We start from the raw sequence: 20,256 nt of genomic DNA on the forward strand, positions 1-20,256 counted from the left end.
TTCAGGTAACGATTGCTTGGTCGTCAGGGGGCGTCTAAAGTATATTACCTCCAAATTTTCATAGTTTAAAACCGCAGGGATCCTCTACTACCTTCATGTCGTTCACATTACATCTTTTAAAAAAAGGGGCATCTTCATCAGGTGTTGGCTATGCGGATTGAGGAAACCATCGGGGATTTGCAATTGGGGAGGAAAGCCTGGCGGTGGATGTTCCTTATGGTACTCATCGCAGGTGCGCTGTCGTCGTGCTCCGACAATACCGACCAGTCTGCGATGACGCTTTTTACCGAGGTCAGTAAACAGAGTGGCATCGACTTCGCCAATAAGCTCACATTCGACAATGACTTTAATATCTACACCTACAGAAATTATTATAATGGTGGTGGTGTAGCTCTGGGCGACATCAACAACGACGGCCTGATCGACATTTACCTCAGTGCTAACATGGGCCCTAACAGGTTATTCCTGAACAAGGGAAACTTTCAATTCGAAGACATTACAGATAGGGCGCACGTTGCAGGTACAAAGGCCTGGTCGACTGGCGTGAGTATGGCCGATGTCAACGGCGACGGTTGGTTAGACATCTACGTCTGCAATTCGGGAGATGTCAAAGGCGACAACAAGCAGAATGAGCTGTTCATTAACAATAAGGATCTAACGTTCTCCGAAAGTGCTGAAGCATACGGAATTGCTGATCGGGGGTACACCACACACGCTGCTTTCTTCGATTACGACCGCGATGGAGATCTCGACCTTTACATTCTCAACAACTCCTATCAGGCCATTGGCAGCTTTAACCTCCGGAAGAACGAGCGGCCTAACCGCGATCCACTGGGCGGGCACAAGCTCATGCGCAATGACGGAAACAGATTTGTCGATGTCAGTGAGAAAGCAGGCATCTACGGAAGCATCATTGCATTCGGCCTGGGGGTCAATGTAGGCGACATCAACAAAGACGGCTGGCCCGACATATACGTCTCCAATGACTTCTTCGAACGCGATTACCTTTACCTTAACAATACTGACGGCACTTTCAGGGAAAGTCTCACCGAACAACTACGATCTATCAGCGGTGCGTCAATGGGCTCCGATCTTGCAGACATCGACAACGACACATACCCTGATATACTTGGCACCGAAATGCTTCCAAGCGATAACGAGCGCCTAAAAACGGTTACCATGTTTGAAAGCTGGGACAGGTATCAGTTCAATGTTAAGAACGATTACTTCCATCAGTTTACACGCAACATGCTTCAGCGTAATAACGGCGACGGGACCTTTAGCGAAGTAGGAAGGCTTGCCGGTGTCGAGGCAACCGACTGGAGCTGGGGAGCGCTGATGTTCGATATGGATAACGACGGGATGAAAGACATCTTCGTCGCCAACGGAATATATCAGGACCTCACGAATCAGGACTTCCTTCAATACATTTCTAATGAGGAGATGGTTAAAACGATTATATCAGGTAATCGTGTCGACTATAAGAAGCTTGTGGATTATATGCCCTCCACACCCGTTCCTAATTTTGCATTTCATAATGAGGGGAATTTCAAATTCACTGACAAGGCGAAAGAGTGGGGACTTTCGAGGCCTGACTTTTCCAACGGTTCTGCGTATGGAGATCTCGACAACGACGGTGATCTGGACCTCGTTGTAAATAACGTTAACGAGCAGGTATCGGTATTCAGGAACAATGCGAACCTCCTGTTGCCCGATAATCATTTTCTGAAGTTTGTATTGAAGGGAAATGGTGCAAATACCTATGCACTTGGAGCGAAGGTCACCGTAACTGCCGGCGACAAAAATCTGTATCTCGAGCAAATGCCGATCAGGGGATTCCAGTCGACCATGGATGCACGACCAAATATAGGAGCAGGCTCCCTTGATACGGTTGACCAGGTTCTGATCAACTGGCCCGATGGAAATGTAACCATTCTCGATCACGTGGCAACCAATCAGACAATCACACTTGAACAGAAGAATGGTGTTCCTCCTCCGGTTTCATATGTGCCACCAGCCCGGCCGTTGCTTTCAGCGGTGCCCGGCATCATAGACTTTGCGCAACAGGAGAATGATTTTGTCGACTTCGATCATGATCACCTTATTTATCAAATGGCCAGCACTGAAGGCCCGCGAATGTCGCAAGGCGATGTTAATGGCGACGGTCTCACAGATGTATACGTCGGGGGACCTCGTGGACAGGCCGGCGCATTGTTCGTGCAGCAGTCGGGTGGCAGTTTTATAAGAACCAATACAGCATTAATGGAACGCGACAAAGAGAGTGAAGATCTTGGCAGTACTTTTTTTGACGCGGACCAGGATGGCGATCTTGACCTGTATGTGGCAACGGGAGGATCTGAGTTTATTGGATCGGTCCTGGAGTTGACGGACAAGCTATACATCAACGACGGCAAGGGTAGCTTCACACGCTCCTCACAAAAGCTTCCGATAAGCACGCCCGAAAGTACTTCCTGCGTTTCGTCAGCTGACTTCGATGGTGACGGTGATCAGGACCTGTTTGTAGGCGGCAGATTGCACACTACAGCTTACGGCCTTCCAATGAATGGTTATCTGCTGCGCAACGATGGGAAGGGCAACTTTGAGGAGGTCGCTAATAGCATAGCCCCAGGGTTATCAGGCATAGGGATGATCACCGATGGAGCCTTTGCAGACATTGATGGCGATGGAGATCCCGATCTTATTGTTGTGGGTGAATACATGCCGGTTAAAGTATTCGTCAATGACCAGGGCAACTTTACGGATAACACCTCGGCGTTTGGTCTGGACAAAACGAACGGATGGTGGAATCGCATTGCCGTTGCCGACCTCGATGGCGATGGCGATCTTGACATAGTCGCTGGAAATCACGGGCTCAACTCGCGCTTCAAGGCATCGGTAGAAAAACCGGTATCAATGTATGTAAGCGACTTTGATCAGAATGGAACCGTCGAACAAATCGTGTGTAACTACATTGGTGATAAGAATTACCCTATGGTGCTGAGGCATGACCTGGTTGCCCAGATGCCATCGCTTAAGAAGAAGTATCTCAAATACGAAAGCTACAAAGATCAAACTGTTGAGGACGTCTTCAGCAAGGAGCAGCTTCAGCGTGCCTCGAAGCTTGAAGTGTACCAGCTTGCGACATGCGTATTCATCAATAAAGGAAAAGGATTTGACGTCCGCCAGCTGCCGACAGACGCTCAGCTGTCGCCTGTTTATGGAATCGCAATTACCGATATAAACAGCGACGACCACCCGGATCTGTTGCTCGGTGGCAACTTATACGGAGTGAAGCCTGAAGCCGGAAGATATGATGCCAGCTTTGGATGTGCACTGGCAGGTGACGGGAAGGGAAATTTCAAGTCAATGAAGAAGTCCGATTCCGGATTCAGGATCGATGGAGAAGTCCGCGACCTTGTTATTATTAAACGGCCAAAATCTGATCTGCTACTGGCGTCCCGCAACAATAATAGCCTGATTAGTTTCGTGCGGCAGAAATCGCAGAAATAGCGGCTTGCCTCTTCGGTACGGTTTACTTTTCATACCGAAATTCATAAAGTTTTTTATTCGGCAATAAACCATAATTTTGATATTTGATTACAAGCACTTCGAATGAAATACACCTTCATTATCGTGACTCTTGTCACCATCGCCATGTCGTGTTCAAAAGAAAAAGCCGACTGGCGGAAGAGGGCAGAGAACGCGGAACGCGTGCACCGTTCAATAAAGCAAATCACCGACATTATTGTTCACGACATATTTTCGCCGCCGGTTGCCTCGCGGATATACACTTATGTGAGTGTTGCAGGCTACGAGGCTGCACGTCAGGAGAATGAAAAGTTCGTTTCTTACGCTGGCCAGTTAACTGGTCTTGAGGCATTTCCCAAACCGGAGGCAGGGCAGGAGTATTGTCATGCTCTGGCAGCCTGTCAGGCCATGCTGAAAGTGGGAAGAGCATTGGTATTTTCGGAAGACAAGCTCGATGATTTTTATGCGAAGACCATGCAGGAGTTCAAAGACAGCGGCATGCCTGACGATGTTTTTGAACGTTCCGTTGCTTATGGAACGGCCGTGGCAGATCACGTAATGGCCTGGTCGTCGAAGGATAATTATAAGCAAAGCCGTTCTTTCCCTAAGTATTCAATACTTGACGATCCTGCGACGTGGAAGCCGACGCCGCCGGCCTATATGGATGCCGTTGAACCGCACTGGAATAAGATCAGGCCTTTCGCTATTGACTCAGCTTCTCAGTTCAAACCTAAACCACCGACGGCTTTCTCTTCGCAAAAAGGCAGCGAGTTCTATATTCAGGCCCAGGAGGTTCATGATGTGGGCGTTAACCTAACTACTGATCAGCGTGAGATCGCTTCGTTCTGGGATTGCAATCCGTTTGTGATGAATGTTAAAGGTCACGTGATGTTTGCCACGAAGAAGATATCACCGGGCGGCCACTGGATGAACATCACGCACGTAGCGTGTCTTAAGAGCAATAAAGGACTGGTCGAATCGATGGAGGCCTATTCACGAGTAGCCATATCGTTGGTGGACGGATTTATTTCATGCTGGGATGAGAAATACCGTAGCAGGCTGATAAGGCCTGAGACCTATATCAATCAGTATATCGACGAGAACTGGGTACCATTACTTCAGACTCCTCCGTTTCCGGAATATACCAGCGGTCACAGCGTTATTTCAAGTGCGGCTGCAGTAACGTTGACAAACTTGTTTGGTGACAACTATAGCTTCACAGATTCAACGGAAGTTGAGTTTGGTCTTACCATCAGGAAATTCAGCTCATTCACCCAGGCGAGTGAAGAGGCAGCAATCAGCCGCCTGTACGGTGGGATACACTACATGCCTGCGTGCAAAAACGGTATAGTACAGGGCTCGACGCTGGGCAATTTCATTGTTCAGAAAGTGAAGACGCGCAAGAGCGACATCACGAAAACCAATTAAGATTCAGTAGGATCAGGGTGCCGGGTGAAGTGCGCGTTAAAAGTGAGCGACGGTTATAGCAATCGATTCCGGTTTTGCTATATTGAAAGCGTTGATTTAAAACGCCTATGTCGCCTTACACTGCTGAATTTCTTGGGACACTCATTCTAATATTACTGGGGGACGGCGTCGTAGCCGGCGTGCTGCTTCGGGATTCAAAAGCCGAGAACGCAGGCTGGCTCACCATTGTCGTCGCGTGGGGCCTGGCCGTTACGCTGGCCATTTACGCTGTCGGCAGAATCAGCGACGCACATCTTAATCCGGCAATTACAATCGCTTTGTTCATTAGCGGAGACTTCCCTGCGGAAAAGGTCCCCGGCTATCTGCTGGCTCAGTTTGCCGGCGCATTTTCGGGCGCAGTGCTGGTATGGCTTTACTATCTTCCGCACTGGCGTCGTACCGATGACCCCGGACGTAAGCTTGCTGTATTTTGCTGTGCCCCAGCTATCCGTTCTTATGGTTCTAATTTTTTCAATGAGGCCATAGCAACGGCAGTGCTCGTGCTGGGCATTCTATTTATTGGTGAAAACAAATTTACCGAAGGTCTGAATCCCATTGTAGTAGGAGCGTTAATCATCGCCATTGGACTGAGTCTCGGGGGAACAACAGGCTTCGCGATAAACCCTGCCCGTGACCTTGCACCTCGCCTGGCTCATTTTCTGTTACCCATCCACGGAAAAGGTTCATCTGACTGGGCATATAGCTGGGTTCCGGTAGCCGGGCCGTTGGTTGGCGGCGCATTGGGAGCATTGCTGTTCAAATTGCTCTTTTGATTTCACTCCCATGAAGTTGTATCTGATAATGGCAGTAAAGTTCATTTTTGTATGAAGTACATCATATCGCTCGATCAGGGCACGACGAGCTCAAGGGCCGTACTGTTTGATGAGCAAGGGATAATCAAAGGTGTTGCCCAGCAGGAGTTCAGGCAGATCTTTCCTCGTTCAGGCTGGGTCGAGCATGACGCCATGGAAATCTACGGTACGCAACGTGGAGTACTCGAACGTCTGATCGCGGAACACAAGGTAAATCCTTCCTCCATTGTTGCACTTGGGATCACTAATCAACGGGAAACCACAGTGATCTGGGACCGTGAAACCGGTGTGCCTGTTTACAATGCTATCGTTTGGCAGGACAAGCGCACCGCAGACTTATGCGAACGTATGAAGAGCGACGGGCTTGAACCTCATGTGAGACAGCAGACCGGCCTCGTCATCGATTCTTATTTTTCTGCAACAAAGATCAGCTGGCTGCTGGACAACGTACCAGGTGCACGCGAGCGTGCCTTGCAAGGCAAACTTGCCGTGGGAACAATCGACACCTGGCTCATATGGAATCTCACGAAAGGAAAGAAGCATGTTACTGACTATACCAATGCTTCGCGCACGATGTTGTTTGATATTCACAAGCTTGCCTGGGATAAAGTCATGCTCGACGCACTCAATATACCAGTGCAGTTACTTCCGGAGGTGAAGCCTTCGGCGGCCTTATTTGGAGAGTGTGAGATCGACGGTGTGAAAGTTCCGATCATGGGTGTTGCCGGAGATCAGCAGGCTGCATTATTTGGTCAGGCTTGTTTCGAGCCAGGTATGGCGAAGAACACTTATGGTACTGGTTGCTTTATGCTCATGAACACCGGACCGAAGTTTCAGGCGTCCAGGCACGGACTGATCACAACGATCGCCTGGGGGATTGAAGGGCGCGTTGAGTACGCACTGGAAGGAAGTGTCTTTATCGCCGGTGCGGCGGTCCAATGGCTTCGCGATGCCATGCACCTCATTGATCAATCAAAGGACTCCGAGTATTTTGCTGCCAAGGCATTGGGTTCAAATGAAGTATATGTCGTTCCTGCGTTCGCCGGATTAGGCGCACCTTACTGGGACATGTATGCGCGCGGTGCCATCTTCGGACTCACCCGTGACACCGGAAAGGATCACATCATCAAGGCGACTCTTGAGTCGCTGGCATACCAAACGAAAGACATCGTTCATGCCATGGAAGAAGATGCAAATCTGAAACTGGCGACCCTCAAGGTGGATGGAGGCGCATCGGCAAACAATGTGTTGATGCAGTTTCAATCAGACATTCTTGGCACAGCGGTTGAAAGGCCAGACGTTATAGAATCTACAGCACTCGGTGCGGCATACCTCGCCGGAATGCAGGCTGGCTTGTGGCGCAAAGATGATATCATCCGAAACAGGAAGGTTCAACGAAGGTTTGAGCCGCAGATGGATGAATCTACACGTAACCGATTATATAAAGGTTGGAAAAAAGCAGTCGACCGAACCAAAGGATGGGTCGATTAGTTATAACATAAGTCTTCGCAGTTTTGGCAACATTCTCCTCTCACGATCGCTTAACTAATCTGCAGCAGCTTCGCTCGCAAACTTTTGATCTCATCATCATTGGTGGAGGGATCACAGGTGCTGGTATTGCTCTTGATGCTGCCTCGCGCGGACTGCGAACTGCGCTCGTCGAGAAGGTCGATTTCGCGTTCGGCACAAGCAGCAGATCGACCAAGTTAATTCACGGTGGTCTCCGCTATTTAAAGCAACTCGAGTTTGGACTTGTAAAAGAGGTCGGCAGCGAACGCGCCATTGTGCATGGGCTTGCTCCTCATCTTGTTGTTCCCGAAAAAATGTTGCTACCGCTGTCGGAGAAACGAGGACTTGGGTATTGGCTCACGTCGATCGGATTGAAGATCTACGATTGGCTTGCCGGCGTAAAGGCGGAAGACAGAAGGCGTATGTTAACCCGCGTGCAGACGCTCCGTTATGAGCCTCTTCTGAAAGATGAAGACATCAGAGGCGGAGCTATCTATGCTGAATACCGGACTGATGATGCTCGCCTTACCGTCGAAATTATGAAGCAGGCCGCACGTGAAGGTGCTATCATAGCGAACTATGTTCTGGTAAAAGATTTTGTATATGAAAACAATGTTGTCGCTGGTGTTGTAGCTGCGCCGGCCGGTGGCGATGAGTTTACAATCAAAGGTAAATTTGTTGTGAGCGCTGCGGGGCCATGGGTTGATGAGCTGAGGGAAATAAATCGTTCAAAGCAGGGCAAGAGGCTTCACCTGACAAAAGGTGTGCATATCGTTCTGCCACGACAACGCCTGCCCGTGAAGCAGGCAATTTACTTCGACGTCGAAGATGGACGTATGATATTCGCGATTCCCAGAGGACGCATTACGTATGTAGGTACTACTGACACGAATTACACGGGCGACAAAGACAACGTGCGGACTACACGCGAAGATGCAAACTATTTGATCAGCGCTGTCAACGCTACTTTTCCATCCGTTCAGCTTAAGGTGTCAGACATTGAGTCAAGCTGGGCAGGTCTGCGGCCACTGATTCACGAAGAGGGCAAGTCGGCTTCAGAGCTGTCGCGAAAGGATGAAATATTTGAGTCCTCCACGGGACTCATATCCATTGCAGGCGGCAAGCTTACCGGATATCGAAAGATGGCCGAGCGGGTTGTTAACCTGGTGGCCAGGAAGCATGGAGGAAACCTGGGTAACAGTAAGACATCCGGCATCCGGTTAGGGAGTAATCCCTTTAATGGGGTGAAAGACGTGGCTAAGTTTGCGGCCACACTTAAGTCACAGGCTGCACCGTTATCGCTTTCGGAACATCAGATTTCTTATCTGGTCGAAAACTATGGAGGTGAAGCGAAGCTGGTGATTGAGCAGGCTCTTCGTTCGGGTGATCAGGGAGACCAAGCCCTGATACTGGCGGAACTCGAGTATTGTGTTCACAATGAAATGGTGTATTCGCTTTCAGATTTCTTTGTCAGGCGTACCGGTCTTATCTTTTTTGACATTGCCAGGGTGCAACGCTGGAAGGAGCTGATTGCCACTCGGTGTGGCACCTTGCTGGGATGGAGTTCTGAACGCACAGCACAGGAACTGGGAGGCGTCGAGGAATGGATCAGGAATGCGACCACTTTTAGTTGATTAACATGAAGTTAGGCGTCGAAACTTATTCGGCCTGAGGGGTAGGATAAGTTTGAAATCATCTATTAAATTACGAATCCAAGCAAGGAGAATCTGGCAACGAAATGACTGGTATCATAGAGGGCATCACGTCCCGTAGTTTGTGGGGAATCGATCTGGGGGGAACAAAAATTGAGGGCGCGATACTCAAGTCGGCGGAAGAGCCGGAAGTGTTGTTTCGCAGCAGAATAGCGACCGAGGCCGACAAGGGTTATCAGCATATTCTGGGACAGGTTGAGAAGATGGTAGATCAGATGCGTGCGGCCTCTGGCGATCAAAACAATCGCATAGGTTTTGCAACGCCCGGGATACTTGATCCGAAGTATGGCGTGATGAAGAACTGCAACACCACGGCCATGAACGGTCAGCCGATGAAACAGGATCTCGAGCGACGTCTTGGCAGGGGTATTGAAATGGCAAATGATGCCGATTGTTTTGCCCTTGCAGAAGCTCGGTATGGTGTCGTCAGGCAGCAGTTCCCGGAAGCCAAAGTTGTATTTGGTGTGATCATGGGCACGGGCGTCGGAGGAGGAATCGTAGTGGACGGGAAGGCAATTGTCGGATTGCAGGGGATAGCCGGAGAATGGGGACACAATTATCTCGATGAATCGGGCGGTCCATGTTACTGTGGGAAGACCGGCTGCGTGGAGAATGTGATATCAGGTCCGGCGCTTGAGAAGTATTATCAGCGCGAAAGCGGCGCATATAAGAGCATGAAAGACATCGTTGAGGCGGCTGCTAATGGTACTGATGCGATAGCTACAAGAACAATCGATCGGATGGTAGTATTCTTCGGTCGCGCATTGAGTGTGGTAATAAACATTCTCGATCCGGACGTGGTTGTACTTGGCGGTGGACTTGGAAATATTCCCGTGCTATATGAACGCGGGATTGATGAATTGAGAAAGAACATATTTAATAACAGACTGGACACGCCAGTAGTCAGACCGTTGCTGGGCGACAGCGCGGGAGTTTATGGCGGAGCCTTTTTGGTGAGTTAGTATTTTTGGCGTGGATCTTTCAATTGAACAAAGGGGTATGAAACAGATTGCAGTGATCGGCCCGATACCTCGGGACCACATTGTCACCCATCAGGGCGACCTTATTCAGAAGTGGGGCTGTGTTACACACCCCGTAATTGCACTCTCGGTGCTGGCAGGTGACAAGATAGAAATTATTCCTGTGTGTCATGTCCGGAGCGTTGACCTGGACAACGTCAAGGAAGTCTTTCGGGGATACGATGGCATCAACCTCAAGCACATGACGAGTAAGAACGATCAGGGTGATATTATCAGTCTGAAGTTCGTCGACATGAACAATCGTATTGAGCGTCAGACCGGGTTCATGGATCCCATTCTGCCTTCGGACATGAAGAACCTTTTAAACTGCAAGGTTTTTGTTTTCATCCCGATCAGTGACTATGAAATTTCACTGGACACACTCAAGTTTCTGAAGGAGAACAGCAAAGGCACGATCATTTTTGACGCCCACGGTCCCACTACTGCTTGTCTTTTCTCAGGAGAAAGGCAACGGAAATTCTGGATCGACCGCGATCAGTGGCTGCCTTACATCGACGTATTGAAAATGAATCTTGAAGAAGCGCACGCATCGTGGTTCAAAAAAGAATACGAATCGCGCGACTACTTTAACGATGCCGAAGATCTCGACCGCGACATGCTCCGTGACTTTGCTGTACACTGTCTCAACATGGGCGTGAAGTGCGTATACATCACCGTGGATTCCAGAGGATGTCTCACTTACTATAGAAATAAAGGTAAGCTGGTAGAAGAGATGGTGCCTGCAGTGAAGGTTGACAATGTCGTGGATACAACCGGATGTGGTGATTCATTTGCAGGCGGTGTTGGATTTGGATTGTTACAAAAGCCCAACGACTACGTTGGCGCCGCCAGATACGGCAATGCATTGGGTGCATTGCGAACGCAGGGTAAGACTTTCGCGGTTTTCAAATCCCTCGAGGAAACGGAAAAAATTCTACAGGAGACTTATTCTGAAAATCCAAAAGAGGCCTGATGTAATAACATCGGGTACAACCCACCTCGTAACTACGCGCCAAACTTGATAAGAGCCTGCATATTTGATCTTGACGGAGTGATTGTCGATACAGCACGCTATCATTTCCTGGCCTGGAGTAGACTTGCCGGTGAGCTAGGTATTCCCTTTACAGAGCGCGACAACGAGCGGCTTAAAGGGGTGAGCAGGATGCGCTCGCTGGAGATCTTGCTCAGTCTTGGAAAGAACAAGACTTATTCTGACTCGGAAATAGAAGCGCTTGCTGCCAGGAAGAATGAATGGTTTGTAGAGTACATCGATAGAATGGATCGAAGTGAAATATTCCCTGGAGTAGAGAAGCTGATTGCTGATTTGAAACATCGCGGCATATTGGTAGGGCTTGCATCAAGCAGCAAGAACGCGCCACAGGTAATTCAATCCTTAGGAATTGCAGACGAGTTTGACGTCGTGGTAGACGGTGGAATGGTTAAACACGCGAAACCAGACCCCGAGATCTTTCTCCTTGCAGCATCACTGCTTAAGATATCTTCGCATGATTGTGTTGTATTTGAAGATGCTGCTGCCGGAATTGATGCAGCGATCGCAGCGGGTATGAAGAGTGTAGGTATTGGATCCAGTGAACTTTTGGGACACGCCAATATTGTCGTTAGCAGGACGGGCGACTTTGATCCTGAGGAATTAAAAAAGCTCTGAAGTAAATGAATCGCAGACGCATGTATAGCTGCAATACATTGAACAATGAGGACGATTTTAGAAATTGATTTAAACTAAAGTGTAACGTGCTGTTAAACGCGCGATTTTAACGAAGGCATAAATTCATCACTTCATGAAGGAGTATTTAAAACATCACGAATGGGAGGTTATCGAGGAAGGCCTCAATCCCCATTACAATATGGTATCTGAAAGCGTATTCAGTCTGGGCAACGGACGGATGGGACAGCGCGCAAACTTCGAGGAATATTATTCAGGTGAGACGTTGAAGGGCAGTTATGTCGCGGGCATTTACTATCCCGATAAGACGCGTGTGGGGTGGTGGAAGAACGGATATCCGGAATACTTCGCAAAGGTATTGAATGCTCCAAGCTGGATTGGTATTCGCATAGCGATTGGCAAGCAGATGCTGGATCTGGCAAAATGCAAGGTCGAGGGATTCAGGCGTGTGCTGGATATGAAGCGTGGACTGCTAACGAGAAGTTTTACAGCGACACTGGCGGATGGAAAAACGCTTAAGGTGGAGGCGAAACGATTCTGCAGCATGGCCAAAGGCGAAATAGGTGCGATTCGTTATTCGATAACGGCCGTAAACTTTTCTGACAAAGCAACGGTGACGCTCGATATCGATGCCGACGTTGTAAACAAGGATTCGAATTACGATGAAAAGTTCTGGGAGGAAGTAAGCAAGGAGGCGAAGGAGGGAAGAGCCATTGTCATTGCTCAAACGAAAAAGACCTTCTTCCACGTTGCGACAGGTATGTGTTATTCTTTATCGGAAGCGGGTAAAGAGGTAAAGGCCGAGAGGGTGAATGTGGAGCAACGTGAGAAGTATGCCGGCAACGTATTGCAGCTCACACTCAACGAAGGCAAGGAGATGGTGATCTATAAATACGCCGCTGTTTTGTCATCGGAGAATCATCCAAAGGATAAGCTTCTGGCGCACTGCCATAAGGTGCTTGATGAAGCGATCGCTACAGGATTTGACAAGCTGCTTGAAGATCACGAAAAGGTATGGAAGCATAAGTGGGAGGAATGTGATATCACGATCGAGGGAGATGTAGCGGCGCAGCAGGGTATCAGGTTTAATATCTTTCAGCTTACCCAAACATACACGGGTGAAGACGAGCGTCTCAACATCGGTCCCAAGGGCTTTACGGGTGAGAAATATGGAGGAAGTACCTATTGGGACACCGAGGCATACTGTATTCCTTTTTACCTCGGAACCGCGGAAAAAAAAGTTGCACGCAACCTGTTAGTTTATCGTTACAAGCATCTACCGAAGGCGATCGAGAATGCGAAGAAGCTTGGATTTACCGACGGAGCAGCGTTCTACCCATTCGTGACTATGAACGGGGAGGAGTGCCATAATGAATGGGAAATCACTTTCGAGGAAATCCATCGCACGAGCGCCATGGCTTATGCTATTCGCGATTATATCGACTATACTGGTGATGATGCATACCTCGCGGAGTACGGACTTGAAGTTCTCATCGGCATTTCGCGTTTCTGGGCACAGCGTGCAACCTGGTCAACCGACAAGAACAAGTATGTGGTGCTGGGTGTAACGGGCCCGAATGAATATGAGAATAACGTTAACAACAACTGGTACACGAATTACCTCGGCGCCTGGACACTCCGTTATACGCAGTTCGCCATTGACCACGTAAAGAAAACCAACAGCGCCCGCTACAGCGAGATTGTTTCAAAGACAAGCTTTGATGAGGCTAAGGAGGCTTCGAAATGGAAAGACATTAGTGAAAAAATGTACTATCCTGCCGACGAGCGAAGGGGCGTTATTTTGCAACAGGATGGCTTCTTCGACAAGGAACTTCTCCGTGTTAATGATCTGAAACCTTCCCAGCGCCCGCTCAATCAGAAGTGGTCGTGGGACCGTATACTCCGTTCATGTTTCATCAAACAGGCCGACGTATTGCAGGGTCTTTATCTGTTCGAAGACGACTTCGAAATAGAGACGCTGCGGAAGAACTTCGATTTTTACGAGCCCATGACAGTGCATGAGTCATCGCTGTCGCCCTGTGTGCATGCTATACTCGCGGCCAGGCTTGGCTATAAGGAGCGCGCGTATGAATTCTATCTTAGAACAGCGCGCCTCGATTTGGATGACTATAACAACGACACTGAAGAGGGCTGTCACATTACCTCGATGGCAGGAACCTGGATGAGTGTTGTAAAGGGATTTGGTGGCATGCGCGTTAAGAATGGTCAGCTGCACATCAATCCTTTCCTGCCCGACAAGTGGAAGTCATATTCATTCCGTCTGGAGTTCAGGAAGCGTGTCATTAAAATACGGGTTACTGCCGATGGCGTTGAAACGATACGGGAGTCGGGCGATCCGCTCGAGGTTATTGTGAAAGAGAAGGCAGTTAAGCTTTAAGCTAAACAACGCAATTACTGGCAAAGAGCACGTGCTACCACGTGCTCTTTTTTGTTTACTGCTCACGGTTCTTAAATGTACAGTAGCGTTTCCTGTTGATTTTATGGGTTTGCTTTCCAATGCCAGCAACACTCGCTTATATTTCTTCTTAAAAACAGAACAAATAAGCGACGGAGCCGTACATTAGCAGAAGGAGAGGTTAACCGAATATCATGAAGCACTACCTTGGAGAGTTGGAGGAGCTCGTATTATTAACCGTTGCTGTCCTGGGACAGGAGGCGTACGGAGTAAGTATTCAGCGGGAGATTGAAGCCCGATCGGATCGCCGTATTACTATAGGTGGATTGCATTCCACGATCACCCGTCTGGAGGAAAAAGGATTGCTGAAGTCCTGGGTGGGTGGCGCCACAGCCGAGAGGGGAGGACGCAGCAAGCGATATTACGACATTACGCCATTGGGCAAGAAGGCTGTTGCTGAAACCAGGAGCCTTAGAGATGAACTGTGGACCGAGTCGGGAATCAAACTGGCTATCAAATGAAACGACCGCTGAAGACACCGCAGCCTCCGGGGTTTGCACGAAGATTGTTCGGCCTCCTGGCAGGTAGGGCCCACGTTGACGATTTGCTGGGCGACATGGATGAATGGTTCTATGAAAACCTCAGACACATGTCGTTGTTGCGTGCACGCTGGATCTATTGGAAGCAGGTCTTCTCATTGTCGTTCTCCTACGCCCTTCGCGCACGCCGGCGAAATGCGAGTCATGCAGCACTCGCTTCCTCTTCACTCAATACCGCGATGCTTGTTAATTATTTTAAGGTGGCCGTCCGGAACCTGTATCAGCATAAATATTTCTCCGTAATCAATGCGTTCGGCCTGGCCCTCGGTATGTCGGTAAGCCTGCTGTTAATCGCACTCTTCAGTTATGTCAGCAACTATGATGATTTTCATGATCGCGCGGAGGATGTTTATGCGATAACTTCAATTGTTGACAAGGGAATTGAACATATTGAATTTGCCACCGCGCCAATAGCCCTCGCCGATAAAATGACATCGGAGTTTCATGCTGCAGATCGTGTACTCACTATCGTGAAGGAATATCAGACGGTTGTTACGCGCACACAGAACTTTGCGGTCAAGACGTATTATACTTCCCCTGAATTCTTTGACGTTTTTTCCTTTGAGTTTTTAGACGGAAGTGCCTTGGCATTGAGGCAGCCAGGTCAGGTATTGTTAACTGAAACAACAGCCCGGCGGCTTTTTGGAGATGAAGATCCAATGGGGAAAACGCTTGAACTTTCAGGCGGCGCCCTCGTCCAGGTAAGCGGCGTGCTGAAGGATCTGAAAAAAACACATTTGAATTTTGATATGCTGATGTCGTACCCGTCGATTGTGCAGCATTCGGCAAGCTTCGAGGAGGATTGGGTGAAATTTCCCAACCAATACGTGTACGTCAGAATGCTCAGCGATGCTGCAATTCAGGATCTCGAACAATATCTCGATGCCGCAGCTAACAGACTTTACACGGAGTCGCCGGCAAAAGTTTCTTTTACTGTGCGACCGCTGAAGGGATTAACGGTTGGTCCCGATCTCAGAAACGACATTGGTGAAAAATGGGAGGCAAGTGGATTTATAGTGTTCGCTGTATTTGCAGCGTTAATACTTCTTCCGGCATGTTTTAACTATGCGAACATATCTGTCGCCAGGGCGATGCGAAGAGCTAAGGAAATCGCATTAAGAAAGACCGTGGGAGGCGTGCGCAGCCAGATCTTTTTTCAGTTCGTTACTGAAACTGTCCTTATGTCGATCTTTTCCCTTATTGGTGCAATCGGAATATTTGTGCTCATCCGGCGCGAGTTTCAAAGCATGCTGGTGGCGGGGGCCTCACTTGACTTATCCTTAACCCCATCGTTGATTCTTCTGTTCGTTCTGTTTGCCATTGTTACGGGTGTTCTTGCTGGCATATTTCCGGCCTTGTATTTCGCGAGGCTCAATCCTATTGATGCTTTTAAAAGCCGGGTCGTGACAAAGACATCTATCTTCAGCGTCCGGAAAGTTCTTACCATATTTCAATTTGTGTTGTCGTTTGGTTTCATATTAACCTTGTTCGCCATCAATCGCCAGTATCGGTATGCCATGAGTTTTGATTTTGGCTTCAGGAAGGGGCAGATCATTGATGTTGCCTTACAGGATGTGAAACGCGAAGTCTTTGATACCAAATTCGGCTCGCTGGCAAACGTAGAAACATTGTCACATTCATCTGGAGTGATGGCGGTCACTGTTTCGCAGGCTTGGTATCATGATGCAAACCGGGATTCTGTTATAGCGGCCCAGATGTACGCAGATAGGAATTATTTCAGCAATCTGGAGCTTACTTTCGTGGCCGGGCAAAGTTTTCCGGACGAATCTTTTAGTCGGGAAAGTTACATGATCGTTAATGAAGAATTTCTTAAGTCGCGAAACATCAGCCCACCACAAGCAGCGATAGGCAGAGTTTATCAGGTGGATGGACATGATCTCGAAGTGATCGGAGTCTTGAAAAATTTTCACTATGCGCCTCTCAACTTTCCCATTGCAAACTTTGTGTTTCGCGACGACCCGTCACAATATCACTTTGCAAATCTTAAAGTTACTGGCGGCGATTCCTATGAAATACTATCAGAGTTCGAGACCATATGGAAGCAATTTCCCACGGAAAAGAAAATTATTGCCCGATATTTTGAAGATGAGATGCGGGAAGGGTACGATACGTATGTGGTGATGTTGAAGATTGTAGGATTCCTGGGACTTATGGCCATCACAATATCGCTTTTGGGCATGATTGGTATGGTTGTGTACACATCGCAATCGCGGACAAAAGAAGTAGGTATCCGAAAGGTTATGGGCGCCGATGTCAGGCACATGATCATGTTGCTATCAGGCGACTATATGAAAATGCTTGCCTGGGCGATTGCAATTGGGACGCCTCTTACGGTCTTGTTTTTAAACGCGATGGTACCAAGGCTACAACATTATCATGCGAGCATATCGATACTGGATGTATTTCTCAGCATTGTCGTGCTGCTGGTTTTCGGAGTCGGTACGATTGTACTTGAAACGTATAAGACGGCAGTTGCCAATCCGGCCACAACATTGAGGAGTGAATAGCGTGCCACCCAATGGATCTATTGCTATGGTCATGTATTATGCTGGCATGTTAAAAGTCATCTACATATTATCAGAGGTGGAATGATTGAAGTAATCCAGGGTGACATCACGAAAATAAAAGTTGATGCGATAGTAAACGCAGCAAACACTTCGCTGCTTGGCGGCGGTGGCGTCGACGGCGCCATTCATCGCGCCGGTGGTCCTGAGATTCTTGCGGCGTGTGTGCAGATACGAAACAGGCAGGGTGGATGTAAAGTTGGAGAGGCCGTGATCACTACCGCAGGGAAACTTCTGGCAAAGTATGTTATTCATACCGTTGGGCCGGTCTGGAATGGCGGTACAAACAACGAACCTGAGCTGTTGGCAATGTCGTACAAGAATAGTCTTCGCCTTGCTGCCGAGAATGAAGTCCGAACAATAGCGTTTCCGAATATCAGCACGGGCATTTACGGATATCCCAAAGATCTTGCTGCAGCTGTTGCAATTGAAGCAGTTAATGAGTGGAAAACAGCGAACTTGACCGTGGATCGCGTCATGTTTGTTTGCTTCGACCGGGAGAACTATTCAATCTACCAGGAACTCCTCGCGAACTAGCTATTGGAAGTCACCGATGACCTTCTGTGAATTGGCCTAACTAAAGTTTCACCAACGAGGTGCCGACGCGAAACTGTTTATCACGGATTTCGTTAGAAAATCACTAATTTGATTTTGCGTTAGACCACCCCCAATGACAGAGCCAATGCAAGGCCGGCGCCCGATTGCTTCGAGGAACTCCGGCTGGGCTAAATCCGTAGCTGCCTTTCTTGCCAGCAACGGAGTAACCCCAAACTTTATTTCAATACTCAGTATCGTCTTTGCAGCACTATCCACCTTTGCTTTTTACCTGGAAGCACGGACAACCGGCTATCATCTACTGTGGATGCTATTAGCTATTGCTGGCATTCAGGGAAGGTTGCTCATGAATTTGTTTGATGGCATGGTGGCAGTGGAACACAACAGGAAGTCAGTGCTGGGCGGAATTTTCAATGAGGTTCCCGATCGTGTCAGCGACACCTTAACTTTACTTGGCCTGATCTTCCTGGTTTCATCGTACTCCTATGGCACTGACCTGGTATATTTGGCCATCGCGTTATCAATCACTACTGCATATATCAGAACGCTCGGCGCTTCGCTCAATGTTGGTCACCATTTTCTCGGCCCTATGGCGAAGCAACATCGCATGGCCCTTTTAACTGCCGGCTGTGTTGTATATGTCTGGTATCCGCCGGTATTTTATTACATCCTTATTGTCATGAACATCGGCCTGCTCATTACCTGTTACCGTCGTCTGATGCGCGTGTGTCATCTGCTTAAATCTCCTGCGAAATCTTAATCATGGACAAGTACTTTCATTTCGACTTTCTGTCCGACGGCGAGCTGATGGCCGTTGTCTATGTTATCTTTGGTATTCTCATCTTTGCATCGACACTGTTCTTTGTAGTAGGAAAAGTCAGACCTAAGGCAAACCTCGTAGAATTGAAATCCAGAACGCGGTCGTGGTGGATCATGGCCTCACTGGTGCTGACTGCTGTTCTCATCAATACAACGCTCTGCTACATTGCGCTGGCTTTCCTGTCATTCATGGCATTCCGGGAATTATACTCGGTCCTCGACTTTCGCGAAGCTGATCGTCGCGCTGTCTTCTGGGGTTACCTTGCAATTCCCGTTCAGTACTATCTTGCCTACATCAAATGGTATGGTGCATTCATTATCTTCATACCTGTGGTCATGTTTCTGGTGCTCCCACTTCGAATGGTGCTGAAAGGCGAGACCAAAGGCATCATCAAGTCCATGTCGTCTTTGCAATGGATACTCATGCTCACCGTGTTTGGATTGAGTCACATGGCCTATCTCTTATCATTGTCGCCGGTAGAGGAGCCGTTGTTGGGCAAGAAAATGTTGCTGTTCCTCGTTTTTCTAACGGAGATAAACGACGTCATGCAGTTCACTTGGGGAAAGCTGCTTGGTAAGCATAAGATTGTTCCAAAGGTGAGTCCTAATAAAACATGGGAAGGATTTATTGGTGGGATTGTGAGCACGACAATCATCGGATATTTTCTCGCGTTTCTCACGCCGTTAACTTCAATGCAGGTTGCCTTCGTGAGTTTCTTTCTTGCCTGCTCAGGATTTATTGGTGATATCGTCATGTCTTCGGTTAAGCGTGACATTGGCATCAAGGACATGGGATCTTCAATTCCGGGCCATGGAGGAATTCTGGATCGCATTGACTCACTTGCGTATACCGCACCCGTGTTTTTCCATCTTGTATACTATATGGCGTTCTAGATGCAGCGACTGATCCTCCGATACGGTTATGGTTATGCCATGCGGACATTCCTCCGGATGTTCGTAGGTGTCAGGTTTGATAATGCGCGCTTTCTGCTAGATGAAAAGCAGTTTATCATAGTTGCCAATCACAACAGCCATCTCGACACAATGACGATCATGTCGTCGATCCCGCGGCGCATTTTACACAAGGTAAAGCCCGTGGCAGCTGCCGATCACTTCGGCAAAACCAGCTGGAGTACGAAGCTCAGCAACTACTTTGTTAATACCCTGCTTATTCAACGCAAGCGCGATAAAGACAACCCGCAGAATGATCCCGTAAACAGGATGGTTAAAGCACTCGATGATGGTTATTCACTCATACTTTTTCCGGAGGGCACGCGTGGTGAACCAGAGATTCAGCAGCAGCTTAAACCGGGTGTGGCTTTCGTGCTCAGTCAGCGCCCTCACATAAAGTATGTGCCGGCGTTCATGAAGGGCATGGGCAAAGCCATGCCGAAGAGCGACAGTCTTATTGTGCCCTTCTCTTCCTCGATATTATTCGGTAGACCAAAGTCCATTTCGCCCAGCCAGGACGTCGCCTCTATCATGCAACAGATAGAGGAGGACTTTCGATTACTGCGTGAGCGAAAATAGATTACGGAGCCTCAGATTGAT

15 protein-coding genes are annotated in these 20,256 nt (G+C 48.5%); all 15 read left to right on the forward strand.

The genetic code is table 11. The features are described from left to right. Positions 1 to 150 precede the first annotated feature (150 nt). The 15 genes from WBG78_RS26735 to WBG78_RS26805 all read left to right on the forward strand — a co-directional run bounded on the left by WBG78_RS26735 (position 151) and on the right by WBG78_RS26805 (position 20,235). The gene (locus WBG78_RS26735; protein ID WP_337329586.1) at positions 151 to 3,510 is read left to right on the forward strand and encodes a VCBS repeat-containing protein; all 3,360 of its coding nucleotides are present in this window, start codon (positions 151 to 153) and stop codon (positions 3,508 to 3,510) included. A 102-nt stretch (positions 3,511 to 3,612) separates the two neighbouring features. Beyond that, a complete protein-coding gene (locus WBG78_RS26740) occupies positions 3,613 to 4,956 on the forward strand; it encodes a vanadium-dependent haloperoxidase (RefSeq protein ID WP_337329587.1) in 1,344 nt (447 codons plus the stop codon). Positions 4,957 to 5,063: 107 nt separating this feature from the next. Then, on the forward strand, positions 5,064 to 5,768 hold the full coding sequence (locus tag WBG78_RS26745) for an MIP/aquaporin family protein (protein WP_337329588.1): 705 nt from the start codon (positions 5,064 to 5,066) through the stop codon (positions 5,766 to 5,768). A gap of 51 nt (positions 5,769 to 5,819) precedes the next feature. Beyond that, positions 5,820 to 7,298 carry a glycerol kinase GlpK gene (gene glpK, locus WBG78_RS26750; RefSeq protein WP_337329589.1) on the forward strand — a complete coding sequence of 493 codons (1,479 nt, stop codon included), beginning with the start codon at positions 5,820 to 5,822 and terminating at the stop codon, positions 7,296 to 7,298. A 23-nt stretch (positions 7,299 to 7,321) separates the two neighbouring features. Then, on the forward strand, positions 7,322 to 8,950 hold the full coding sequence (locus WBG78_RS26755) for a glycerol-3-phosphate dehydrogenase/oxidase (protein WP_337329590.1): 1,629 nt from the start codon (positions 7,322 to 7,324) through the stop codon (positions 8,948 to 8,950). A gap of 104 nt (positions 8,951 to 9,054) precedes the next feature. Then, entirely contained in the window at positions 9,055 to 9,990 is a 936-nt protein-coding gene (locus WBG78_RS26760; protein ID WP_337329591.1) for an ROK family protein, read from the forward strand. 37 nt (positions 9,991 to 10,027) lie between these two features. Next, positions 10,028 to 11,020 (forward strand): carbohydrate kinase family protein, encoded by a 993-nt coding sequence (locus WBG78_RS26765; protein WP_337329592.1) that lies wholly within the window; start codon positions 10,028 to 10,030, stop codon positions 11,018 to 11,020. 45 nt (positions 11,021 to 11,065) lie between these two features. Beyond that, the gene (pgmB, locus tag WBG78_RS26770; RefSeq protein ID WP_337329593.1) at positions 11,066 to 11,713 is read left to right on the forward strand and encodes a beta-phosphoglucomutase; all 648 of its coding nucleotides are present in this window, start codon (positions 11,066 to 11,068) and stop codon (positions 11,711 to 11,713) included. Between the two features lie 133 nt (positions 11,714 to 11,846). After that, the gene (locus tag WBG78_RS26775; protein ID WP_337329594.1) at positions 11,847 to 14,129 is read left to right on the forward strand and encodes a glycoside hydrolase family 65 protein; all 2,283 of its coding nucleotides are present in this window, start codon (positions 11,847 to 11,849) and stop codon (positions 14,127 to 14,129) included. A 212-nt stretch (positions 14,130 to 14,341) separates the two neighbouring features. Continuing rightward, positions 14,342 to 14,668 carry a PadR family transcriptional regulator gene (locus tag WBG78_RS26780; protein ID WP_337329595.1) on the forward strand — a complete coding sequence of 109 codons (327 nt, stop codon included), beginning with the start codon at positions 14,342 to 14,344 and terminating at the stop codon, positions 14,666 to 14,668. Beyond that, positions 14,665 to 17,274, forward strand: coding sequence for an ABC transporter permease (locus WBG78_RS26785; protein ID WP_337329596.1), 2,610 nt, complete (start codon positions 14,665 to 14,667; stop codon positions 17,272 to 17,274). Before WBG78_RS26780 ends, WBG78_RS26785 begins: the two co-directional genes overlap by 4 nt. An 81-nt stretch (positions 17,275 to 17,355) precedes the next feature. Further along, positions 17,356 to 17,868, forward strand: coding sequence for an O-acetyl-ADP-ribose deacetylase (locus tag WBG78_RS26790; RefSeq protein ID WP_337329597.1), 513 nt, complete (start codon positions 17,356 to 17,358; stop codon positions 17,866 to 17,868). A 133-nt stretch (positions 17,869 to 18,001) separates the two neighbouring features. Next, a complete protein-coding gene (locus tag WBG78_RS26795) occupies positions 18,002 to 18,646 on the forward strand; it encodes a CDP-alcohol phosphatidyltransferase family protein (RefSeq protein ID WP_337329598.1) in 645 nt (214 codons plus the stop codon). 2 nt (positions 18,647 to 18,648) lie between these two features. Further along, the gene (locus WBG78_RS26800; RefSeq protein ID WP_337329599.1) at positions 18,649 to 19,599 is read left to right on the forward strand and encodes a phosphatidate cytidylyltransferase; all 951 of its coding nucleotides are present in this window, start codon (positions 18,649 to 18,651) and stop codon (positions 19,597 to 19,599) included. Next, the gene (locus WBG78_RS26805; RefSeq protein WP_337329600.1) at positions 19,600 to 20,235 is read left to right on the forward strand and encodes a lysophospholipid acyltransferase family protein; all 636 of its coding nucleotides are present in this window, start codon (positions 19,600 to 19,602) and stop codon (positions 20,233 to 20,235) included. It abuts the gene before it with no gap. Positions 20,236 to 20,256: the final 21 nt, after the last annotated feature.

Origin of the sequence: Chryseolinea sp. T2 (genome assembly GCF_037203685.1) — a bacterium.
Taxonomy (GTDB): Bacteria; Bacteroidota; Bacteroidia; order Cytophagales; family Cyclobacteriaceae; genus Chryseolinea.